A 21,850-nucleotide genomic window follows, 5' to 3' on the forward strand; every position below is an offset into this window, starting at 1 on the left:
AAAGGAGTTAGTCATGGTGAGTTTAGAGAAGAACGATCGTGTTATGTTGGCGCGCCAGCTGCCATTAAAATCTGTTGCCCTGATCCTGGCCGGTGGCCGCGGTACCCGCCTGAAAGATTTGACCAATAAACGTGCCAAGCCGGCCGTGCACTTTGGCGGTAAATTCCGCATTATCGATTTTGCTTTATCCAACTGTATTAACTCCGGCATCCGCCGTATCGGCGTGATCACGCAATACCAGTCGCACACGCTGGTACAGCATATTCAGCGCGGCTGGTCGTTCTTTAGCGAAGAGATGAACGAGTTTGTCGATCTGCTGCCTGCGCAGCAGAGAATGCAGGGTGAAAACTGGTATCGCGGCACGGCGGATGCGGTAACCCAAAACCTGGACATCATTCGCCGCTACAAAGCGGAATATGTAGTGATCCTCGCAGGCGATCATATTTATAAGCAGGACTACTCGCGTATGCTGATCGACCACGTCGAGAAAGGCGCACGTTGCACCGTGGCCTGTATGCCGGTGCCTATCGAAGAGGCCAGCGCGTTTGGTGTGATGGACGTGGACGACAGCGACAAAATTATCGAGTTCGTTGAAAAACCTGCTAACCCGCCAGCCATGCCGGGCGACCCGACCAAATCTCTTGCCAGCATGGGGATCTACGTTTTTAACGCCGATTACCTGTATGAATTACTGGCGGAAGATGACCTCGATGAAAACTCCAGTCACGATTTCGGTAAAGACATCATCCCAAAAATCACCGAAGCTGGCATGGCGTATGCACATCCCTTCCCGTTGTCCTGCGTACAGTCTGACCCGGAATCCGAGCCGTACTGGCGCGATGTGGGAACGCTGGAAGCTTACTGGAAGGCCAACCTCGATCTGGCCTCGGTAACGCCTGAACTGGATATGTACGACCAGGACTGGCCAATCCGTACGCATATGGAATCTCTGCCGCCGGCGAAATTTGTGCAGGACCGTTCCGGTAGCCACGGAATGACGCTGAACTCGCTGGTCTCCGGCGGCTGTATTATTTCTGGTTCGGTGGTGGTGCAGTCCGTTCTGTTCCCGCGAGTGCGGGTGAATTCATTCTGTAACATTGATTCGGCAGTGTTGTTGCCTGAAGTATGGGTAGGACGTTCATGCCGGTTACGTCGTTGTATCATTGACCGCGCCTGCGTTATCCCTGAAGGCATGGTGATTGGTGAAAATGCGGAAGAGGATGCTCGTCGCTTCTACCGCTCAGAAGAAGGCATTGTGCTGGTCACGCGTGAAATGCTGCGCAAACTGCAAATCAAACAGGAGCGATAATGCAGGTTTTACACGTATGTTCAGAGATGTTCCCCCTGCTAAAAACCGGGGGACTGGCGGATGTTCTTGGGGCGTTACCGGCCGCGCAAATTGCGGACGGTGTAGATGCCCGCGTGCTGCTCCCGGCGTTTCCGGATATCCGTCGCGGCATTCCTGATGCTCAGGTGGTGACGCGTCGCGATACCTTTGCAGGCAGAATTACGCTGCTGTTCGGACATTACAACGGCGTCGGCATTTACCTCGTGGACGCGCCGCATCTCTATGACCGTCCGGGTAGTCCGTATCATGACACCAACCTGTTCGCTTATACCGATAACGTCCTGCGTTTTGCGTTGCTCGGCTGGGCCGGATGTGAAATGGCCTGCGGCCTTGACCCATTCTGGCGCCCGGATGTGGTGCATGCGCACGACTGGCATGCCGGTCTGGCCCCGGCGTATCTGGCGGCCCGCGGCCATCCGGCGAAATCGGTGTTCACCGTACACAACCTGGCGTATCAAGGCATGTTTTATGCAAAGCATATGGATGACATCCAATTGCCATGGTCGTTCTTTAATGTGCACGGGCTGGAGTTTAACGGGCAGATTTCGTTCCTGAAGGCCGGGTTGTACTACGCCGACCACATCACGGCGGTGAGTCCGACCTACGCGCGGGAGATTACCGAGCCGCAGTTTGCCTACGGCATGGAAGGTCTGTTGCAACAGCGTCATCGGGAAGGGCGACTTTCCGGCGTGCTGAACGGCGTTGATGAAAAAATATGGAGCCCGGAAACCGATCTGCTACTGGCCTCGCGCTATACGCGCGACACGCTGGATGAGAAGGCGGAGAACAAACGTCAGCTACAAATTGCGATGGGACTTAAGGTTAACGATAAAGTGCCGCTGTTTGCTGTCGTGAGCCGTCTGACCAGTCAGAAAGGGCTGGATCTGGTGTTGGAGGCTCTGCCGGGTCTGTTAGAGCAGGGGGGGCAACTGGCGCTGCTTGGCGCGGGCGATCCAGTATTACAGGAAGGCTTCCTGGCCGCTGCGGCGGAACATCCCGGACAGGTAGGGGTGCAAATTGGTTATCACGAAGCCTTCTCGCACCGCATCATGGGTGGGGCCGACGTCATTCTGGTACCCAGCCGTTTTGAACCGTGCGGCTTAACGCAGTTGTATGGGCTGAAGTATGGCACGCTGCCGCTGGTGCGGCGTACCGGTGGGCTGGCGGATACAGTCTCTGACAGTTCGCTGGAAAACCTGGCGGATGGTATCGCCAGTGGGTTTGTCTTTGAAGACAGTAATGCCTGGTCGCTGCTACGCGCGATCCGGCGTGCTTTCGTATTGTGGTCCCGGCCTTCGCTTTGGCGGTTTGTACAACGCCAGGCCATGACCATGGATTTTAGCTGGCAAGTCGCGGCGAAGTCTTACCGCGAGCTTTACTACCGCTTGAAATAGATATCCAGGAATCACCTATATGAACGCTCCATTTACTTATGCATCGCCCACACTCAGCGTCGAGGCACTTAAGCATTCTATTGCCTACAAACTGATGTTCACGATTGGTAAGGACCCGGTCATTGCCAACAAACATGAGTGGCTGAACGCCACGTTATTTGCGGTGCGCGATCGTCTCGTGGAGCGCTGGCTGCGTTCTAACCGTGCGCAATTATCCCAGGAAACCCGTCAGGTTTATTATCTGTCAATGGAGTTTCTGATTGGGCGCACGCTTTCCAATGCGCTGTTATCGTTGGGGATTTACGACGATGTTAAAAGTGCGCTGGAAGGTATGGGATTAGATCTGGAAGATCTGATCGACGAAGAGAATGATCCCGGTCTCGGTAACGGTGGCCTCGGACGCCTGGCAGCCTGCTTCCTCGACTCACTGGCAACGCTGGGTCTGCCCGGACGTGGCTACGGTATCCGTTATGACTATGGCATGTTTAAACAGAACATTGTCGATGGTCGACAAAAAGAGTCCCCGGACTATTGGCTGGAATACGGTAACCCGTGGGAATTCAAACGCCACAACACGCGCTACAAAGTGCGCTTTGGCGGCCGCGTGCAGATGGAAGGCAAGAAAACGCGTTGGATTGAGACCGAAGAGATCCTCGCAGTGGCCTACGACCAGATTATCCCCGGTTATGACACTGACGCCACCAACACGCTGCGCCTGTGGAATGCCCAGGCCAGTAGCGAAATCAACCTCGGTAAATTTAACCAGGGCGACTACTTTGCGGCGGTGGAAGATAAAAACCACTCCGAGAACGTCTCCCGCGTACTGTATCCGGATGACTCTACCTATTCGGGACGCGAGCTGCGGTTGCGCCAGGAGTATTTCCTCGTCTCCTCAACGGTGCAGGACATCCTGAACCGCCATTATCAACTGCATAAAACCTACGACAACCTGGCCGATAAAATCGCCATTCACCTTAACGACACCCACCCGGTGCTGTCGATCCCTGAGCTGATGCGCCTGCTGATCGATGAACACAAGTTCAGTTGGGACGACGCGTTTGAGGTGTGCTGTCAGGTTTTCTCGTATACCAACCACACCTTGATGAGTGAAGCGCTGGAAACCTGGCCGGTGGATATGCTGGGCAAAATCCTGCCGCGCCATTTGCAAATCATTTTTGAGATTAACGACTACTTCCTGAAGACGCTGCAGGAGCAGTATCCGAACGATACCGCTCTGCTGGGACGGACGTCGATTATCGATGAATCTAACGGTCGTCGTGTGCGTATGGCATGGCTGGCGGTGGTGGTGAGCCACAAGGTTAACGGTGTGTCTGAACTGCACTCCAACCTGATGGTGCAGTCGCTGTTTGCTGACTTTGCGAAGATTTTCCCGACCCGCTTCTGCAACGTGACCAACGGTGTGACGCCGCGTCGCTGGCTGGCGCTGGCGAACCCATCGCTTTCTGACGTACTGGATGAGAACATTGGCCGCACCTGGCGTACCGATCTCAGCCAGCTCAGCGAGCTTGAGCAGCACTGTGATTTCCCGTTAGTGAATCAGGCTGTGCGTCGTGCGAAGCTGGAGAACAAAAAGCGACTGGCAACGCTCATCGCCCAGCAGCTGAACGTGGTAGTGAACCCGAAATCGCTGTTTGATGTGCAGATCAAGCGTATTCACGAGTACAAACGTCAGCTAATGAATGTGCTGCATGTGATCACCCGCTACAACCGTATCAAGGCCGATCCAGACGCCGAGTGGGTGCCGCGCGTGAATATCTTCGCGGGTAAAGCGGCTTCAGCCTATTACATGGCGAAGCACATCATTCATTTGATCAACGATGTCGCGAAGGTGATCAACAACGATCCGCAGATTGGCGATAAATTGAAGGTCGTGTTTATCCCCAACTACAGCGTCAGTCTGGCGCAGGTGATTATTCCTGCTGCCGACTTATCTGAGCAGATTTCTCTGGCCGGGACCGAAGCCTCCGGAACCAGTAATATGAAATTTGCGCTCAACGGCGCGCTGACCATCGGGACGCTGGATGGCGCCAACGTTGAGATGCTGGAACATGTGGGTGCGGAGAATATCTTTATCTTTGGTAATACGGCGGAAGAGGTTGAGGCTTTACGCATTCAGGGCTACAAGCCGCGTGAGTATTACGAGAAAGATGAAGAGTTGCATCAGGTGCTGACGCAGATTGGCAGCGGCGTGTTCAGCCCTGAGGAGCCTGGACGTTATCGTGATCTGGTCGATTCGCTGATTAACTTTGGCGACCACTATCAGGTGCTGGCGGATTATCGCAGCTATGTCGATTGCCAGGATAAGGTTGATGAGCTGTATCGCCATCCGGAAGAGTGGACCACGAAGTCGATGATAAACATCGCCAATATGGGGTACTTCTCTTCGGACAGGACGATCAAAGAGTATGCCGAGAACATCTGGCATATTGATTCGGTGCGGTTGTAACATCCGAGGCCGGGGGCGTTTCGCTTGCCCGGCCTATGTTTATGCACTCTTGTAGGCCGGATAAGGCGTTAGCCGCCATCCGGCATTTTTATCAGGAGGCCAGCGACAGCTGGTGCTTCTCGACATACTCCGCCAGCCATTGGGTCATGCGGGACTGCTGTTCGGCATTCAGCCACATGCCTTCTTTCGTACGACGCCACAGCGCATCTTCTGCGCGACGCACCCACTCATGCTCAACCAGATACTTCAGCTCGGCCTCATAGAACTCATGGCCGAAGTCTTCGCCTAACTCGGCGATTGACGTGGCGTCGCCGATAATCCATTCAGTATTGCTGCCATAGGTACGCGAATAGTGGCGTGCCAGCGATTCGGTCAGGAACGGATAGCGACGGCGCAGTTTTGCCGCGTAATCTTCGCGATCGCCGCCAATATCACCGCCAGGCAGGATGCACTCTTTGGTCCATGCCGGGCCAATGCCCTGATAGTACGACGACAGTTTTTCCATCGCGTGCTCGGCCAGCTTACGGTAGGTTGTCAGCTTACCGCCAAAGACCGACAGCAGCGGCGCTTTGCCGTTTTCGTCGTGGATATCCAGCGTGTAATCACGGGTAATAGCCTGCGGCGAGTCGGACTCGTCATCACATAGTGGACGCACGCCCGAGTAAGTCCAGACGATATCGTCACGGCCAAGCTGTTTCTTAAAGTGCGCGTTGTAGACCTTCAGCAGGTAATTGATTTCGCTTTCATCAATTTTCACTGCTTTCGGGTCGCCTTTGTATTCGACGTCAGTCGTCCCGATGATCGAGAATTCGTCCATCCATGGGATAACAAACACAATACGTTTATCTTCATTTTGCAGAATATACGCTTGCTTCTGGGTATGTACGCGCGGCACCACGATGTGGCTACCTTTAATCAGACGAATACCGTACGGCGAAGGCAGATGCATGCCGTCATCAAAGAACTCTTTCACCCACGGACCGGTGGCATTGACCAGACCGCGCGCCTGCCAGGTGTGTTTTTTACCGGTATCGATATCTTCGGCTTCAACGATCCACAGGCCGTTTTCACGGCGAGCGGAGGTGGCACGGGTGCGGGTTAATACTTCACCGCCTTTGCGCACGACCATTTGGGCGTTTGCCAAAACCAGACGCGCATCGTCTACCCAGCAGTCAGAATATTCGAAACCGCGCACAATCTCAGGTTTCATTACGGAATCCGCGCCAAAACGCAAACCAGTAGAACCCGGCAAACTGGTGCGTTTGCCCAGATGATCGTACATAAACAAACCAATACGGATCATCCATGCCGGACGCAGGTGCGGGCGATGGGGCAGACGAAAGCGCATCGGGAAGGCGATATGCGGTGCCATTTTCAACAGCACTTCACGTTCTGCCAGCGCCTCGCTCACCAGGCGGAATTCGTAGTGTTCCAGGTAGCGCAGGCCACCGTGGATGAGTTTGGAGCTGGCGGAGGAGGTGGCGCAGGCTAAATCCTGTGCCTCCAGCATCAGCACGGATAAACCGCGTCCAGCGGCATCTGCCGCGATACCGGCACCGTTGATGCCTCCACCTATCACAATCAGATCTTTGGTTTCCATGCTGGCCTCTCGCACTTTCGTTATAGCTCATTAATGTTCGTTATCGAGCATAATAGCAAAGAATTGCGCCATTGGTAACATTGGATAAACAATTTACAGTGATACATATAACATTATGGCGTTTACCTGCGCAGGCAACGTACACTGGAGGGTAATATTGGTTACCTGCCAGAATATAAGTAGAACTTAACAAGAGAACGCCATGGATCAGTTTGAGTGTATTAATGTCGAAGAAGCCCATCAGAAACTCCTGCACGGAATGGCGGTGCTGGTGGACATCCGCGATCCGCAAAGCTATGCGATGGGCCACGCGCCGCAGGCCTTTCATCTGACGAACGACACGTTGGGGACGTTTATGCGTGACCATGATTTTGATACTGCCGTGATGGTGATGTGTTACCACGGCAACAGCAGTAAAGGCGCGGCGCAGTATCTTCTTCAGCAGGGCTATGATGCGGTTTACAGCGTTGATGGCGGCTTCGATGCCTGGCATCGACATTTTCCTGCAGAAGTGACATACGGTTCGTAAGCTAACAAAGATGCAGCCTGAAACGGACAGGATATATATACTGTCCTCTTTTGTGTGGAATAAGCGACAGCAATAATGTTGATGATTACCTCTTTTGCTAACCCCCGCGTGGCGCAGGCATTTGTTGATTATATGGCGACGCAGGGCGTTATCCTGACGATTCAACAACATCAGCAAACGGATGTCTGGCTGGCGGATGAGTCCCAGGCTGAACGCGTGCGTGCTGAACTGGCGCGATTTCTCGATAACCCGGGCGATCCGCGTTACCTCGCGGCCAGTTGGCAGTCAGGTCATACCGACAGCGGTCTGCGCTATCAACGTTATCCGTTTCTGGCCACATTGCGCGAACGTGCCGGCCCGGTGACCTGGTCGGTAATGGCGGCGTGTGTGTTGGTGTTTATCGCGATGAATGTGCTGGGCGACCAGGCGGTAATGCTCTGGCTGGCCTGGCCGTTCGATCCTTCGCTGAAATTTGAGTTTTGGCGTTATTTCACCCACGCGTTTATGCATTTCTCGCTCATGCACATTTTGTTCAACCTGCTGTGGTGGTGGTATCTCGGCGGCGCGGTTGAAAAGCGCCTGGGCAGCGGAAAGCTGATTGTCATTACTGTGATCAGCGCCTTGCTGAGCGGTTATGTTCAGCAGAAATTTAGCGGCCCGTGGTTTGGCGGGCTGTCTGGCGTGGTATATGCGCTGATGGGCTACGTGTGGTTGCGCGGTGAGCGCGATCCGCAAAGCGGTATTTTCCTGCAGCGTGGTTTGATTATCTTTGCCTTGATCTGGATTGTTGCCGGCTGGTTTGATCTGTTCGGCATGTCGATGGCGAACGGCGCACATATCGCCGGGCTGGCCGTGGGTCTGGCAATGGCGTTTGCCGATACTATTCATGTGCGAAAACGAACTTGACTCAAGTTTTGTGGTGCCGGAAGGCGGTGTGCGTTTGGACCAATTTGTAGGCCGGGTAAGCGTCAGCGCATCCGGCAAAATTCCAGGGAACAATAATGAAGCAAACACAACGACATGACGCGATCATTGAGCTGGTAAAAAAACAGGGATACGTCAGTACCGAGGAGCTGGTGGAGCATTTCTCCGTCAGCCCGCAGACGATTCGCCGGGATCTGAATGACCTGGCCGATCAAAATATGATTTTGCGTCACCACGGCGGCGCGGCGTTGCCATCCAGCTCGGTCAATACCCCATGGCATGACCGTAAAGCGACGCAGACGGCGGAGAAAGAGCGCATTGCGCGCAAAGTTGCCACGCAGATCCCTAACGGTTCAACGCTGTTTATTGATATCGGCACCACACCGGAAGCGGTGGCGCATGCGCTGCTTAATCACAGCAACTTACGCATTGTGACCAATAATCTCAATGTGGCAAACACGCTGATGGCGAAAGAGGATTTCCGCATTATTCTGGCCGGGGGCGAACTGCGTAGCCGTGACGGCGGCATTATGGGCGAAGCGACCCTCGACTTTATTTCCCAGTTCCGTCTGGACTTCGGCATCCTGGGGATCAGCGGTATCGACAGCGATGGCTCCCTGCTGGAGTTTGATTATCACGAAGTGCGCACCAAACGCGCGATCATTGAGAATTCACGTCACGTCATGCTGGTAGTGGATCACTCGAAGTTCGGACGTAACGCGATGGTGAATATGGGCAGCATTAGCATGGTGGATGCGGTTTATACCGACACGCTGCCGCCAGCTGGCGTGATGCAGGTTATTGCCGACCACCATATTCAGTTAGAGCTGTGTTAAGTTAACTCCAGGCCTGATAAGCGTAGCGCATCAGGCATTAACTATACCCCATAGCCCATCATCTTCAGCAGTTTCTGCGCATGCTGCACCGCATCCTGGCGGTGGGCGACGCCGAGCTTTTGGTACAAATTGCGGATGTGCGTCTTAATGGTCGTGGCTGCAACGGCCAGCTCACCGGCGATCTGCTCGTTGCTGTAACCTGAATAAATCAGTCCCAGAACCTGCCATTCGCGCTGGGTCAGCGGGCTGGTGCGGATAAGCTCCGGCACTTCCGGATGGGTAAGCAGTCGCTCAACGAATCCTTCATCAAAGTGGGCGAATTTGTGGCGGTGGTGCTGGTTAATCTCCCGCAAAACGCGCTGGGCGCGGTGCTGGTCGAGTTCTGGCAGCGTATTGAGCTGAATCAGTTGGCGCAACTGCTGCGCCATCGCCTCACCTTCGATAACAAAGTGGCTGATAAATCCGGTACGGTTCGCCAGTTGCAGCGCTTCGAGTAAGACGCGCTGCGCGTCATTTTTGCGTCCTGCCTGCCAGTACAACTGATTAAGCAGCAACAGGTTACGGTTCAGATCGCTCATCAGGCGCAGGTTACGCGCATTTTCATTTAACTCTTCCAGTACGATTTCCGCCGGTTCAAACTCACCCAGCAGGATCTGCGCGCGGGCGATGTTGCGCCACTGACTTTGCAGGAAGTGGTTATTAGCGAACTCCGGCTTCGGCGTGTGGCGTAGCCAGTTGGCGGCCGAGTTTTTGTCACCCACCATTTGCCAGTAAATCACCCGGACTTTATCGGCGTTTGAGATCCAGTCGCTGTGATAGCGACCGTTGCCCAATAAGTTTTCCAGACGGTTGAGCAGGCTACGCGCGTTGTCTAAATCGCCCCGGGCCAGCGAACACTGAATTAGCAGCGCCAGGCACTGTAGCTGTTGCTGTGGCTGGAATGTGGAAAGCAACTCAATGCCCATGCGGGCAGACGCTTCAGCTTCGTCCAGACGTGCCCATGCCCACAGTAACTGCGCGCGGATACGTACCAGGAACTCATGCATCGGCAGCTGTTCCAGGTGCTGCTCTTTGATCAGCTGGAACGCTTTTTCCTGCGTCTCCCAGGCGGCCTGCAAAAAGCCCTGGGCAAATAAAATTTCGCTTTGCTGGATCAGACTCCACAGCGCGTAATGCCAGACATCATGATGGCGCGCCATTTGCTCGGTTTGCTGCATCAACGCCAGTGAACGCGTGAGATCACCCTTACAATGCAGGACTTCACCATGCACCGAGGTGGCAACGATACGGCTATAGAACCAGGCGATGGGTAATTCATCCAGCGCCAGTTTTGCCAGACGTTCTGCTTCGTCAGGGTTACCGTCGTTAATCGCTACCTGCGCACGCAGCGCGTTAAATTCAGCGTGCAGCGTCGGCTCCATGTCGCCTTTCATCTCTTGTTCCGCACGGGCCAGCAGGGTATTAACCTCGCTGTAGCGGTGCTGGCTTTGCATCAGCCAGGCTTGCAGCAGAACCAGACGCGGATTTTCCAGTAGGCTTTCCCACGGCAGGGCTTTCAGCGACTCTTCCAATAGCGCCAGTTCGCTGTGGTTAAACAGGCCCCACGCATGATTAAGTAGGATATCGCGCAGCATATGGGCGTCGCCTGCCGCCAGAGCGTGGTGGATAGCTTCGCTAGGGAAACCCTGCGCCATCCAGCTTTCTGCGGCCGCGCGGTGTATTTCAGGCAGCTCGCTCGCCAGTTCCCACTGACAACGCTGGCGTAAAAAGCTGCCAAACAGCGGGTGATAGCTGAACCACTCGCCGACGTCATCCATCCGCTGCAGAAATAACCCCTGACGCTCAATTTCCTCAAGTCGCATTTGCCCGTTTTCTTCGCCGGTGACCCGAACGATCAGCGCATCGTTCATCGAACGCAGGATGGCGCTTTTTAGCAGAAAGTGACGGGTGCCGAGGTCAACGCTATCCAGCACTTCATCTACCAGGTAGTCGGATAAATGGCTGGCGTTGATCCCAGCGAGGCGTCGTGCAGACTGGTGCGCAGAGTTATTGTTCTGGCGGGCGGAAAGGGCAATCAGTTGTAACGCTGTGGCCCAGCCAGCAACGTCATCGCACATCCGGCTGCTTTCAGCCGCTTCAATCGGGGAGGATAAACGCCGATCGAAAAATTGTTTCGCTTCCTGATGATTAAAGGCCAGTTGTTGGCTGCCGATTTCCAGCAACTGATCGCGCACCCGCAGGTTGGCAATGCCCAACTGCGGCAGATTACGCGACAGCACGACCAGTGTGAGATTTTCAGGCTGGTGGCGCAGGAAAAAGCGCATTGCTTCGTGAATGGCTGGATTGGAGATCAGGTGATAATCATCCACCACCAGGTAGAGTGGACGATGCCACTCGGCCAGTTCAATAAATAGCTGCGCAAACAGTGATGTCAGGCTGGCATACTGGCGTTTTTGCACCATCGCTTCGCTGGTGGTGCAATGACCACCGGTCGCCTGCTGGATCGCGGCAATCAGATAGCTGGCAAAACGCTCCTGCTGGTTATCGCCTTCATCCAGAGAGTACCAACCTAACTCGGTCTTCCCCGCCGCCCATTGTGAAACAAGCGTTGTTTTTCCATAACCAGCAGGACTTGTGATCAGGGCGAGCCTGAAATTGTTCGCGCCGGAAAGTTTAGCCAACAGGCGCTCACGAACCACCGTATGGTCGAGACGAACCGGACGACTTAATTTAGACGGAATCAACATAAGTTAGTCACTTCACTGTGTGAAAATGGGGAAGAATGATTTTTTTTGCGCTTCGTAATTAATAGATATAAGGTCGGCCAGATTGGTATTTTATGCAAGCTAAGCGGGCTTTTTGTGTGTCTGATTTTGCACTATGTCACAAATCTATACATCTATTGCAATAATTTCTTTAAAGAGTCGCAACAGGCGTGGCGACTGGATCCAGCGTGACTTTCACCCAGCGGAAAGATTCCACTTTTTTATGTTGTTACTGTAACGTTTAATAAAAAGACGATGAGTTTTGTGCTCGACTTAAAACTTTCATGTGAAATAACTCAAGCAGAATGCGTATTTCAGGTGAGAAACTATTTCTCTGTTTACATATTTTTTCTAAATATCATCTTACTGTTTGATATTGTCTGGCTAATCTCTTTAGGTTAATGCGAAAACCGTGATGCATTTCAGGGGGATGCGGGGGAAACCTACGTATTGACCGGCAATGCCTCTCTGCTTTAAGTGGCGGCGATCACACTTTTATGCTCATCCCCGCTCCTCCTCCCTCCCTAATCCGTGCCAGGATGAGGAAGGTCAACAACGAGCCTGGCAAACTAGCGATAACGTTGTTTTATTACCTAAGGACCTGGAATCCCTATGTCACAGCCAACCTTCAACAAAGATCAATTTCAGGCAGCCCTGACGCGTCAGTGGCAGCGTTTCGGTTTACTGTCGGCTCACGAAATGACGTCGCGCCAGTGGTGGCAGGCAGTGAGTGGGGCGTTGGCTGAGTTACTCAGCGCCCAGCCAGCGGTGAAACCGGCAAAAAATCAGCGCCATGTTAACTACATCTCGATGGAGTTTTTGATTGGTCGTCTGACCGGCAACAACTTACTCAATCTGGGCTGGTATCAGGCGGTGAGCGATGAACTGAAAGCGCACGACGTCAACCTGACCGATCTGCTGGAAGAAGAGATCGATCCGGCGTTAGGTAACGGTGGATTGGGGCGTCTGGCGGCCTGCTTCCTGGATTCGATGGCGACGGTCGGCCAGTCGGCGACGGGCTATGGTCTCAACTACCAGTACGGCCTGTTCCGCCAGTCTTTTGCCGACGGTCAGCAGATGGAAGCCCCGGATGACTGGCATCGCGGTAGCTATCCGTGGTTCCGTCACAACGAGGCGTTAGATGTGCAGGTAGGCATTGGCGGTAAAGTCACCAAAGAGGGACACTGGGAGCCGGGATTTATCATCACCGGTCAGGCCTGGGATCTGCCGGTTCTCGGCTACCGTAACGGCGTGGCGCAACCGCTGCGTCTGTGGCAGGCCAGCCACGCGCATCCGTTTAACCTGACTAAATTTAATGACGGTGATTTCCTGCGCGCAGAGCAGCAGGGCATCGACGCCGAAAAACTGACCAAAGTGCTGTACCCGAACGACAACCACACCGCGGGTAAAAAGCTGCGCCTGATGCAGCAGTACTTCCAGTGCGCCTGCTCCGTAGCCGACATTCTGAGCCGCCATCATCTGGCAGGGCGTAAACTGCATGAGCTGGCCGATTTCGAAGTGATTCAGCTGAACGATACTCACCCGACCATCGCGATCCCTGAGCTGCTGCGTGTGCTGATTGATGAGCATCAGATGAGCTGGGACGATGCGTGGGCCATTACCAGCAAAACCTTTGCGTACACCAACCATACCCTGATGCCGGAGGCGTTGGAGTGTTGGGATGAGAAGTTGGTGAAAGCGCTACTGCCGCGCCATATGCAAATCATCAAAGAGATTAACGACCGCTTTAAGAAACTGGTCGATAAAACCTGGCCGGGTAATGCTGAAGTGTGGGCGAAACTGGCGGTGGTGCATAATAAACAGGTACGTATGGCCAATATGTGCGTGGTCAGCGGTTTTGCAGTTAACGGCGTGGCGGCGCTGCACTCCGATCTGGTGGTGAAAGATCTGTTCCCGGAATATCACCAGCTCTGGCCTAACAAATTCCATAACGTCACCAACGGGATTACCCCGCGTCGCTGGATCAAACAGTGCAATCCGGCGCTTGCCGCGCTGCTGGATAAATCGCTGAAAAAAGAGTGGGCCAACGACCTCGACCAGTTGATTAACCTGGAAAAATACGCCGACGACGCGAAGTTCCGTCAGACTTATCGTGACATTAAGCTGGCGAATAAAAAGCGCCTGGCAGAGTTTGTGAAAGTACGGACAGGTATTGAAATCAATCCGCAGGCAATCTTTGATATTCAGATCAAACGTCTGCATGAGTACAAGCGTCAGCATCTGAACTTGCTGCATATTCTGGCGCTGTACAAAGAAATTCGTGAAAACCCGCAGGCGGATCGCGTGCCGCGCGTCTTCCTGTTTGGCGCGAAAGCCGCTCCGGGTTACTACCTGGCGAAAAATATTATCTTCGCTATCAACAAGGTGGCGGAAACCATCAATAACGACCCGAAAATCGGCGACAAGCTGAAAGTCGTCTTCCTGCCGGATTATTGTGTCTCGGCAGCGGAAATGCTGATTCCGGCGGCGGATATCTCTGAGCAGATCTCAACCGCGGGCAAAGAGGCTTCCGGCACCGGTAACATGAAACTGGCGCTGAACGGCGCGTTAACCGTCGGTACGCTGGATGGCGCCAACGTCGAAATTGCCGAGAAGGTGGGCGACGAAAATATCTTTATCTTTGGTCATACCGTGGAAGAGGTGAAAGCCCTGAAAGCGAAAGGCTATGACCCGGTGAAATGGCGTAAGAAAGATAAGGTGCTGGATGCTGTTCTGAAGGAGTTGGAAAGCGGAAAATTCAGCGACGGCGATAAACATGCCTTTGACCAGATGCTGCACAGTATTGGTAAGCAGGGCGGTGATCCGTATCTGGTCATGGCGGACTTCGCGGCCTACGTTGCAACCCAGAAGCAGGTTGACGTGTTGTACCGTGACCAGGACGCCTGGACCCGGGCGGCAATTCTGAATACCGCACGTTGCGGCATGTTCAGTTCAGATCGCTCTATTCGCGATTATCAGGCTCGTATCTGGCAGGCGGAACGTTAAGGAAGCGCGATGGAAAGCAAACGTCTGGATAATGCCGCGCTGGCGGCGGGGATCAGCCCACATTACATTAATGCCCACGGTAAACCGCAGTCTATTGGCGCCGAAACCAAGCGGCGTTTGCTTGACGCCATGCATCGCACCACCGCCGCCACGAAGGTGGCGGTGACCCCGGTGCCGAACGTCATGGTTTATACCGCGGGCAAAAAAATGCCGTTGGCGGTTGAGGGAAGTGGAGAGTTTACCTGGCTGCTAACCACCGAAGAGGGTGTGCAGCACAAAGGGCATGCCGTCGGCGGTAAATCTTTCAACCTTCCGGCGAAGCTGCCGGAGGGGTATCACACGCTTACCCTGACTCAGGGGGAGTTGCGTACACATTGCCGTATCATCGTGGCGCCGAAGCGCTGTTACGAACCGCAGGCGTTGTTGGCCGGGCAGAAGCTGTGGGGGGCATGCGTTCAGCTTTACACCCTACGTTCAGAAAAAAACTGGGGGATTGGCGACTTTGGCGATCTCCGCGCCATGTTGGTGGATGTGGCACAACGCGGCGGCGCGTTTATCGGCCTGAATCCTATTCATGCGCTGTATCCGGCGAACCCGGAAAGTGCAAGTCCATACAGCCCGTCGTCACGTCGCTGGCTGAATATTATTTATATTGATGTCAACGCAGTAGACGATTTCCACCACAGTAAAGAGGCACAGGCCTGGTGGCAGAAACCCACGACTCAGCAAGCCCTGCAAAAGGCGCGAGATGCCGTATGGGTGGATTACTCTACCGTTACCGCACTGAAGATGACGGCTCTACGTATGGCGTGGAAAAGCTTCTCTGCGCGTGATGATGAGCAGATGGCGGCATTTCGCCAGTTTGTGGCTCAGGAAGGGGATAGCCTGTACTGGCAGGCAGCCTTTGACGCCCTGCATGCGCATCAGGTGAAAGAAGACGCATTGCGCTGGGGCTGGCCGGTGTGGCCAGAGGCTTTCCAGTCGGTGGACTCGCCAGAGGTCAAACAGTTCTGCGAAGCGCATCGTGATGACGTGGACTTCTACCTGTGGCTTCAGTGGCTGGCGTATACCCAGTTCGCTGACTGCTGGGAAACGAGTCAGGGTTTTGCGATGCCTGTCGGGCTGTATCGCGATCTGGCGGTCGGCGTGGCAGAAGGGGGGGCGGAAACCTGGTGCGACCGTGAGCTGTACTGCCTGAAAGCCTCGGTTGGCGCGCCGCCGGATATTCTCGGTCCGCTGGGTCAGAACTGGGGGCTGCCGCCGATGGATCCGCACATCATCACAGCCCGCGCTTACGAACCGTTTATCGAGCTGCTGCGCGCCAATATGCAGAACTGCGGCGCATTGCGTATCGATCATGTTATGTCGATGCTGCGTCTGTGGTGGATCCCCTACGGTGAAACGGCCGATCACGGCGCCTATGTGCATTATCCGGTCGACGATCTTCTTTCAATTCTGGCGCTGGAAAGTAAACGTCATCACTGCATGGTGATTGGTGAAGATCTGGGTACTGTGCCGGTGGAGATCGTCAGCAAGCTGCGCGATAGCGGTGTGTACTCCTATAAAGTGCTTTATTTTGAGAATGACCATGAGAAAAACTTCCGTGCGCCGAAAGCGTACCCGGAACAATCAATGGCAGTCGCGGCGACGCATGACCTTCCTACGCTTAAAGGTTATTGGGATAGCGGCGATCTGACGCTGGGTAGAGCGCTGGGTCTGTACCCGGATGAGGTTGTGCTACGAGGGTTATATCAGGACCGGGAGTTGGCGAAACAAGGGCTGCTGGACGCGCTGCACAAATATGGCTGTCTGCCAAAACGCGCGGGTCACAAGGCCTCGCTGATGTCGATGACACCGATGCTTAATCGTGGCATGCAACGCTACATCGCTGACAGCAACAGTGCGCTGCTGGGCCTGCAACCGGAGGACTGGTTAGGAATGGCGGATCCGGTCAACATCCCGGGGACCAGCGAACAGTACAAAAACTGGCGGCGTAAGCTCACCGCTACGTTGGAGCAGATGTTCGCCGATGACGGGGTGAACAAGCTGATTAAGGATTTGGATAAGCGCCGAAAAGCCGCTGCGAAGAAGAAATAGTGTTAGTTGGCCGGATGGCGACGCAGAATGCGTCTTATCCGGCCTACAATGACTGCGGTAGGCCGGGTAAGCGAAGCGCCACCCGGCACCGTTTTATCAGACCACCATGCCCAGCAGCAGACAACCCACCAGACCGCAGACGGAGATAATGGTCTCCAGCATTGACCATGACTTGATGGTCTCACCGATAGTCAGGTTGAAATACTCCTTGAACAGCCAGAAGCCTGGATCGTTCACGTGGGAGAAAATGACGGAGCCGGAACCGACTGCAATAACCATCAGCTCAGGGCTTACGCCGGTCGTCGCAATCAGCGGCGCCACTATCCCACCTGCGGTGATAGCTGCAACGGTTGCGGAACCCAGCGCGATACGCAAGACCGCAGCGATAGACCATGCCATCAGCAGCGGAGAAACGTTCGAGCCGTGCATCATTGAAGCGATGTATTTGTCCACGCCGCTATCAACCAGAACCTGTTTGAAGGCACCGCCACCACCGATGATCAACAGCATCATCGCGATGATTTTGATTGAGGACACCAGCGTGTCGTTAATCTGATCCATCGAACGTCCACGGTTCAGACCAAACGTGAACATCGCAATCAGCACCGCGATAAGCGTAGCCATGACCGGGTCGCCAAGGAATTCTGCAACTGTCAGGAAAGCATGACCTTTAGGCAGAATCATCTCCGCGACGGCGCGCATCGCCATCAGGATAACCGGAACCAAAGAGGTCCAGACGCTGACGCCAAAGCCTGGCATCTCTTCTTCGGTGAAGGTTTTTGCGCTGTACAAACCTTCCGGGATTGGCTTATCGATGCCTTTCAGGAAGCGCGCGTACACCGGACCGGCGAGAATAACGGTCGGGATGGCCAGAATCGTACCAAACAGCAGGGTTTTACCCATATCTGCGTGGAAAATGGTGGCGATAGCAGTCGGACCCGGGTGAGGCGGCAGGAAACCGTGCGTGACGGACAGCGCAGCAGCCATCGGGACACCAACGTACAGCAGCGGGATGTTTGCCGCCGCGGCAATCGTGAACACCAGCGGCAGCATCAGTACGAAGCCGACTTCGTAGAACAGGGCAAAACCGACGGTGAAACCGGTTAATACTACCGCCCACTGAATGTGTTTTTTGCCGAATTTAGCAATCAGCGTGGTGGCGATGCGCTGTGCGCCGCCGCAGTCCGCCAGCATTTTGCCCAACATGGCGCCAAAACCCATAATCAGGGCGAGGCTGCCAAGGGTTCCGCCGACGCCGGCTTTAATAGAACCGATGACTTTATCCAGCGGCATCCCTTGCATCAATCCGACAGCAAGCGCCACCAGGACGAGAGCGATGAAGCCGTTCATTTTGAAACGGATCATCAGGAGAAGTAACAAGATTACACCGATAGCAACGATGACTAATGGCATGATTTACCTGGCCTTTACTTTGTTATGGGTAACGTCAGTGTTTAGATGACAAATTCCGATTGTCCCGACCGGGAACCGAGTATTCACAGCACCAATGCTGATTACCGTCAAAACTAATTAGTTTAGCTGGCTGTTATGGGTGTGTTAGGTGCTGATATGAATGATACGGGTAACATGCGGCGCTTGAAAATCACCTGAGCAGGCAAAATTTAAATTATGAGAGGCGGGTCAAATTATAGCGGCGTTGTTGCAGGGGACATGCAGAGAAATGTAAGGGTGCAGGCCGGATAAAGCGTTTACGCTGCCATCCGGCATCAATGCCCGATGGCGACGCGGATGCGCCTGATCGGGCCTTGCAGGTCTGGTCGTTAGTAGTAAGAGTGCTCACCACGCTGGTGTTCGGTTAAATCGCGAACGCCTTTCAGTTCAGGGAATTCAGCCAGCAGCTGTTTCTCGATACCTTCTTTCAGCGTTACATCTACCATTGAACAGCCGTTACAGCCGCCGCCAAATTGCAGAATGGCGTAGCCTTCATCGGTGATCTCCATCAGAGAGACGCGGCCACCATGGCCTGCCAACTGTGGGTTGATCTGCGATTGCAGCATGTACTCTACGCGTTCCATCAGCGGCGCATCATCGGCAACTTTACGCATTTTGGCGTTTGGCGCTTTCAGCGTCAGCTGGGAGCCTAACTGGTCGGTAACGAAATCGATTTCTGCATCTTCCAGATACGGTGCGCTTAGTTCATCAACATATGCGGTCAGCAGGTCAAATTTAATGGCGGTGTCGGTTGCTTCCACGGCGTCGGGCGGGCAATAAGAAACGCCGCATTCAGCGTTAGGCGTGCCGGGATTAATCACAAATACGCGAATTTGTGTCCCTTCTTCCTGATTTGCCAGCAGTTTGGCAAAGTGCGCTTGTGCAGCATCGGAAATATGGATCATAGTAATGGCCTAATAGTTGACTATTTTACTTGGTTATAATACGCCCATCATCGAGGCTCTACAAGGTTCGACACAGGCACCATACCTGGACAGTCGCCGCGCCGTTGCGTAAAAGCAGCTGCGCGATTTCCGCGACGGTACTTCCGGTAGTGACGACATCATCCACAATAACCATATGGAGTCCCTGCACCGGCAATTCAAGGCGAAAGGCATTTTTCAGGTTACGTTTGCGTAATCTGGCGCTGAGATAGTGTTGTGTGGCGGTGGCCCGAACCCGTGTGATGGCCTGCCTGTCCCAGTCGCATCCAAGCCAGCGCGCCAAAGGGCGACACAGTAAATCACTCTGATTAAATCCTCTGCGCCAGTGTCGGCGTTGCCAGAGCGGGACGCTAACTATTCTGTCCGGCAGAGGAAGAGCGCTGACGCGCCGGGCCTGTAATACCTCCAGCAACAGTAAACGTGAAAGAGCACTGGCCATTTCGCTGCGGCGTGAAAACTTAAACTGGTGGATAAGTCCGCTCAGCGGAGGAATATAGTCGCTGACGGCGATCAGACGCTGCCACGGCGGGGGTTTTTGCAGGCAACGACCGCAGGGAAGCGAAGGATGTGCGGCAGGTAGTCCGCATTGAGGACACCGGCAGAGAGGCTGACGCGTTGCCCGCGTGCAAACCGAACAGATCCCCCAGTGCCCCAACGTCAACGGCATTCGGCATAGCCAGCACAATCCTGGTACTGTTAGCATAGATGCATCCTTTCAGGCTAAAAGAGAACAATAACTGATGAATGACATCTGGTGGCAGACCCAGGGTTCGGGAAATTGCCATCTTGTGCTGCTGCACGGATGGGGACTGAACGCGGAAGTATGGCATTGCATAAGTGAGGAACTGAGCTCGCATTTCACGCTGCATCTTGTCGACTTGCCGGGATTTGGTCGTAGCCAGGGGTTCGGCGCAATGTCGTTGGAAGAGATGGCCGGGCGGGTATTAAAACAGGCGCCGGAGAAAGCCATCTGGCTCGGCTGGAGTCTCGGGGGGCTGGTCGCCAGTCAGGTGGCGTTAACGCATCCTGAGCGTGTTCAGGCGCTGGTTACCGTGGCATCCTCACCTTGTTTTAGCGCGCGCGACGAATGGCCGGGCATTAAGCCGGAAGTACTGGCCGGTTTCCAGCAACAGTTGAGCGAAGATTTCCAGCGGACGGTTGAGCGTTTTCTGGCCTTGCAAACGATGGGTACTGAAACCGCGCGTCAGGATGCGCGAGCGCTGAAGAAAACGGTGCTGGCATTACCCATGCCGGACGTCGAGGTGCTTAATGGCGGGCTGGAGATCCTGAAAACGGTCGATCTGCGTGAGCCGTTATGTTCTGTGGATATACCTTTTCTGCGGATGTACGGTTATCTTGATGGTTTGGTTCCGCGCAAAGTCGTCCCGATGCTGGATACCTTGTGGCCGCAAAGCGAGTCGTTGGTGTTTGCCAAAGCGGCGCATGCGCCGTTTATCTCACATCCGACGGAGTTCTGCTTAGTGCTGGTGGCGTTAAAACAGCGGCTATAAATCCGCTGTTTTGCCCGGTGGAATCATACTGCCGGGTTGGTGATTAATGGCTGCAAGTAGCCAGATCCTCAGCGGTCAGGCCGGTGATTCTGCAGATGGTCAGCGGGTCTGTGCCATCAGCCTGCATGGTTGTTGCAATGCGCAGAGCTTCCTCTCGTTTGCCTTGTTGCAAACCCTCTCGTAACCCTTTCCTGTGACCTTCCTGAAGACCATTAAGGTGCCCTTCCTGACGTAATCTTTCGGCAATAGTCATCAACTTTTCCTTATGTTGAGGTAAACGTTCGGCGACCTGGTGAATAAATTCGCTAAAACGCGCGGTGTCACCGGCCTGCATCAGGTAATTAAACAGGGCTTTCAACTGGTTGTCATTAGCATGCCCTTTAACAAGCAGGATGGCGAGTTTTTCAACTAACCCCATCAAATCGCGTTTACGAATATGCTTTTGGATGAGCTCCAACAGCGCCATCCGGCGGTGCTGCATGATCTCGTCATCGGGCACAACGGTGATATCGACCAATGGAAATGCTGTGGCATAAAGTGGTCTGGCTGCCTCCAGGTCGTCAAATTCGTCCAGCCAGCAGAGTGAATATGGATATGGGCTGACGGTGCCATGATAAAAAAGTATGGGGATCACCAACGGTAGTTTCTTATGGCCCGCAGCCAAAATATGGCCTGGATGTTTGCTGCCATTTGTAGGCCGGATAAGCGTAGCGCCATCCGGCAGGAGCGGCAAACTAGCGCAAAGCCCACCACTCGCGCAGGCAGGCTTTACCTTCGGGGCAACTCTTGCAGCTTCCGGACAGACACCCATCGGCATCTTCCTGAATCCGCACCGCTTTGCCCATCTTTTCTAACTGATTCAGCATGGCGTCAATCATTGGCTGCGGGGTATGCAGCGTGTGGCTAATTTGCTTTGCCTCCATGCGCCCCCGCAGCGCCAGTAAATCATGAACCTGAATAAGCGATGCCATCGTTGA

At 54.2% G+C, this 21,850-nt stretch carries 15 protein-coding genes and 1 pseudogene; 9 read left to right on the plus strand and 7 right to left on the minus strand.

What is annotated here, in order from left to right; translation table 11 throughout:
• Positions 1–13 precede the first annotated feature (13 nt).
• From glgC to glgP, 3 genes are read left to right on the plus strand one after another with little or no spacing between them, the layout of a single operon-like run.
• On the plus strand, positions 14–1,309 hold the full coding sequence (gene glgC / locus M4I31_RS01550) for a glucose-1-phosphate adenylyltransferase (RefSeq protein ID WP_006687433.1): 1,296 nt from the start codon (positions 14–16) through the stop codon (positions 1,307–1,309).
• Positions 1,309–2,742: a glycogen synthase GlgA gene (gene glgA, locus M4I31_RS01555; RefSeq protein WP_038634926.1), complete on the plus strand. Its 1,434-nt coding sequence runs from the start codon at positions 1,309–1,311 to the stop codon at positions 2,740–2,742. Before glgC ends, glgA begins: the two co-directional genes overlap by 1 nt.
• A 19-nt stretch (positions 2,743–2,761) precedes the next feature.
• Positions 2,762–5,209, plus strand: coding sequence for a glycogen phosphorylase (glgP, locus tag M4I31_RS01560; protein WP_038634923.1), 2,448 nt, complete (start codon positions 2,762–2,764; stop codon positions 5,207–5,209).
• Positions 5,210–5,300: 91 nt separating this feature from the next.
• On the opposite strand, the gene glpD is transcribed toward glgP, so the two are convergent.
• Positions 5,301–6,809 carry a glycerol-3-phosphate dehydrogenase gene (gene glpD / locus M4I31_RS01565; RefSeq protein WP_085049018.1) on the minus strand — a complete coding sequence of 503 codons (1,509 nt, stop codon included), beginning with the start codon at positions 6,807–6,809 and terminating at the stop codon, positions 5,301–5,303.
• A gap of 202 nt (positions 6,810–7,011) precedes the next feature.
• Here glpD and glpE point away from each other — a divergent pair, with 202 nt between their 5' ends.
• The 3 genes from glpE to M4I31_RS01580 all read left to right on the plus strand — a co-directional run bounded on the left by glpE (position 7,012) and on the right by M4I31_RS01580 (position 9,098).
• On the plus strand, positions 7,012–7,338 hold the full coding sequence (gene glpE / locus M4I31_RS01570) for a thiosulfate sulfurtransferase GlpE (RefSeq protein ID WP_042311890.1): 327 nt from the start codon (positions 7,012–7,014) through the stop codon (positions 7,336–7,338).
• Between the two features lie 75 nt (positions 7,339–7,413).
• A complete protein-coding gene (gene glpG, locus M4I31_RS01575) occupies positions 7,414–8,244 on the plus strand; it encodes a rhomboid family intramembrane serine protease GlpG (protein WP_085049017.1) in 831 nt (276 codons plus the stop codon).
• Positions 8,245–8,339: 95 nt separating this feature from the next.
• A complete protein-coding gene (locus M4I31_RS01580; RefSeq protein ID WP_003023499.1) occupies positions 8,340–9,098 on the plus strand; it encodes a DeoR/GlpR family transcriptional regulator in 759 nt (252 codons plus the stop codon).
• 41 nt (positions 9,099–9,139) lie between these two features.
• Here M4I31_RS01580 and malT read toward each other — a convergent pair whose 3' ends face one another.
• The gene (gene malT / locus M4I31_RS01585) at positions 9,140–11,845 is read right to left on the minus strand and encodes an HTH-type transcriptional regulator MalT (protein WP_085049016.1); all 2,706 of its coding nucleotides are present in this window, start codon (positions 11,843–11,845) and stop codon (positions 9,140–9,142) included.
• Positions 11,846–12,475: 630 nt separating this feature from the next.
• On the opposite strand from malT, the gene malP reads away from it, so the two are divergent.
• Both malP and malQ read left to right on the plus strand, forming a co-directional pair.
• Positions 12,476–14,869, plus strand: a complete 2,394-nt coding sequence (gene malP, locus M4I31_RS01590) for a maltodextrin phosphorylase (RefSeq protein WP_085049015.1) — start codon at positions 12,476–12,478, stop codon at positions 14,867–14,869.
• A 9-nt stretch (positions 14,870–14,878) separates the two neighbouring features.
• On the plus strand, positions 14,879–16,966 hold the full coding sequence (gene malQ, locus M4I31_RS01595; RefSeq protein WP_085049014.1) for a 4-alpha-glucanotransferase: 2,088 nt from the start codon (positions 14,879–14,881) through the stop codon (positions 16,964–16,966).
• A gap of 96 nt (positions 16,967–17,062) precedes the next feature.
• On the opposite strand, the gene gntT is transcribed toward malQ, so the two are convergent.
• The 3 genes from gntT to gntX all read right to left on the minus strand — a co-directional run bounded on the left by gntT (position 17,063) and on the right by gntX (position 20,065).
• The gene (gntT, locus tag M4I31_RS01600; RefSeq protein ID WP_003023507.1) at positions 17,063–18,379 is read right to left on the minus strand and encodes a gluconate transporter; all 1,317 of its coding nucleotides are present in this window, start codon (positions 18,377–18,379) and stop codon (positions 17,063–17,065) included.
• Between the two features lie 368 nt (positions 18,380–18,747).
• Entirely contained in the window at positions 18,748–19,323 is a 576-nt protein-coding gene (nfuA, locus tag M4I31_RS01605; protein ID WP_003023509.1) for a Fe-S biogenesis protein NfuA, read from the minus strand.
• Positions 19,324–19,381: 58 nt separating this feature from the next.
• Positions 19,382–20,065, minus strand: coding sequence for a DNA utilization protein GntX (gntX, locus tag M4I31_RS01610; RefSeq protein ID WP_085049013.1), 684 nt, complete (start codon positions 20,063–20,065; stop codon positions 19,382–19,384).
• Positions 20,066–20,102: 37 nt separating this feature from the next.
• Here gntX and bioH point away from each other — a divergent pair, with 37 nt between their 5' ends.
• Entirely contained in the window at positions 20,103–20,873 is a 771-nt protein-coding gene (bioH, locus tag M4I31_RS01615) for a pimeloyl-ACP methyl ester esterase BioH (protein WP_085049012.1), read from the plus strand.
• Positions 20,874–20,916: 43 nt separating this feature from the next.
• On the opposite strand, the pseudogene M4I31_RS01620 reads toward bioH, so the two are convergent.
• Positions 20,917–21,537 (minus strand): annotated as a pseudogene (locus M4I31_RS01620) (Rpn family recombination-promoting nuclease/putative transposase); the annotation flags it as partial.
• A 70-nt stretch (positions 21,538–21,607) separates the two neighbouring features.
• A complete protein-coding gene (feoC, locus tag M4I31_RS01625) occupies positions 21,608–21,844 on the minus strand; it encodes a [Fe-S]-dependent transcriptional repressor FeoC (protein WP_085049011.1) in 237 nt (78 codons plus the stop codon).
• Between the last annotated feature and the right edge of the window lie 6 nt (positions 21,845–21,850).

It is taken from the genome of Citrobacter sp. XT1-2-2, from assembly GCF_023516235.1.
In the GTDB taxonomy this organism is placed as follows: domain Bacteria; phylum Pseudomonadota; class Gammaproteobacteria; order Enterobacterales; family Enterobacteriaceae; genus Citrobacter; species Citrobacter werkmanii.

Coding starts and splice junctions, on each gene's coding strand:
- glgC (WP_006687433.1), top strand. CDS start 14: ATGGTGAGTTTAGAGAAGAACGATCGTGTTATGTTGGCGCGCCAGCTG.
- glgA (WP_038634926.1), top strand. CDS start 1,309: ATGCAGGTTTTACACGTATGTTCAGAGATGTTCCCCCTGCTAAAAACC.
- glgP (WP_038634923.1), top strand. CDS start 2,762: ATGAACGCTCCATTTACTTATGCATCGCCCACACTCAGCGTCGAGGCA.
- glpD (WP_085049018.1), bottom strand. CDS start 6,809: ATGGAAACCAAAGATCTGATTGTGATAGGTGGAGGCATCAACGGTGCC.
- glpE (WP_042311890.1), top strand. CDS start 7,012: ATGGATCAGTTTGAGTGTATTAATGTCGAAGAAGCCCATCAGAAACTC.
- glpG (WP_085049017.1), top strand. CDS start 7,414: ATGTTGATGATTACCTCTTTTGCTAACCCCCGCGTGGCGCAGGCATTT.
- M4I31_RS01580 (WP_003023499.1), top strand. CDS start 8,340: ATGAAGCAAACACAACGACATGACGCGATCATTGAGCTGGTAAAAAAA.
- malT (WP_085049016.1), bottom strand. CDS start 11,845: ATGTTGATTCCGTCTAAATTAAGTCGTCCGGTTCGTCTCGACCATACG.
- malP (WP_085049015.1), top strand. CDS start 12,476: ATGTCACAGCCAACCTTCAACAAAGATCAATTTCAGGCAGCCCTGACG.
- malQ (WP_085049014.1), top strand. CDS start 14,879: ATGGAAAGCAAACGTCTGGATAATGCCGCGCTGGCGGCGGGGATCAGC.
- gntT (WP_003023507.1), bottom strand. CDS start 18,379: ATGCCATTAGTCATCGTTGCTATCGGTGTAATCTTGTTACTTCTCCTG.
- nfuA (WP_003023509.1), bottom strand. CDS start 19,323: ATGATCCATATTTCCGATGCTGCACAAGCGCACTTTGCCAAACTGCTG.
- gntX (WP_085049013.1), bottom strand. CDS start 20,065: ATGCTAACAGTACCAGGATTGTGCTGGCTATGCCGAATGCCGTTGACG.
- bioH (WP_085049012.1), top strand. CDS start 20,103: ATGAATGACATCTGGTGGCAGACCCAGGGTTCGGGAAATTGCCATCTT.
- feoC (WP_085049011.1), bottom strand. CDS start 21,844: ATGGCATCGCTTATTCAGGTTCATGATTTACTGGCGCTGCGGGGGCGC.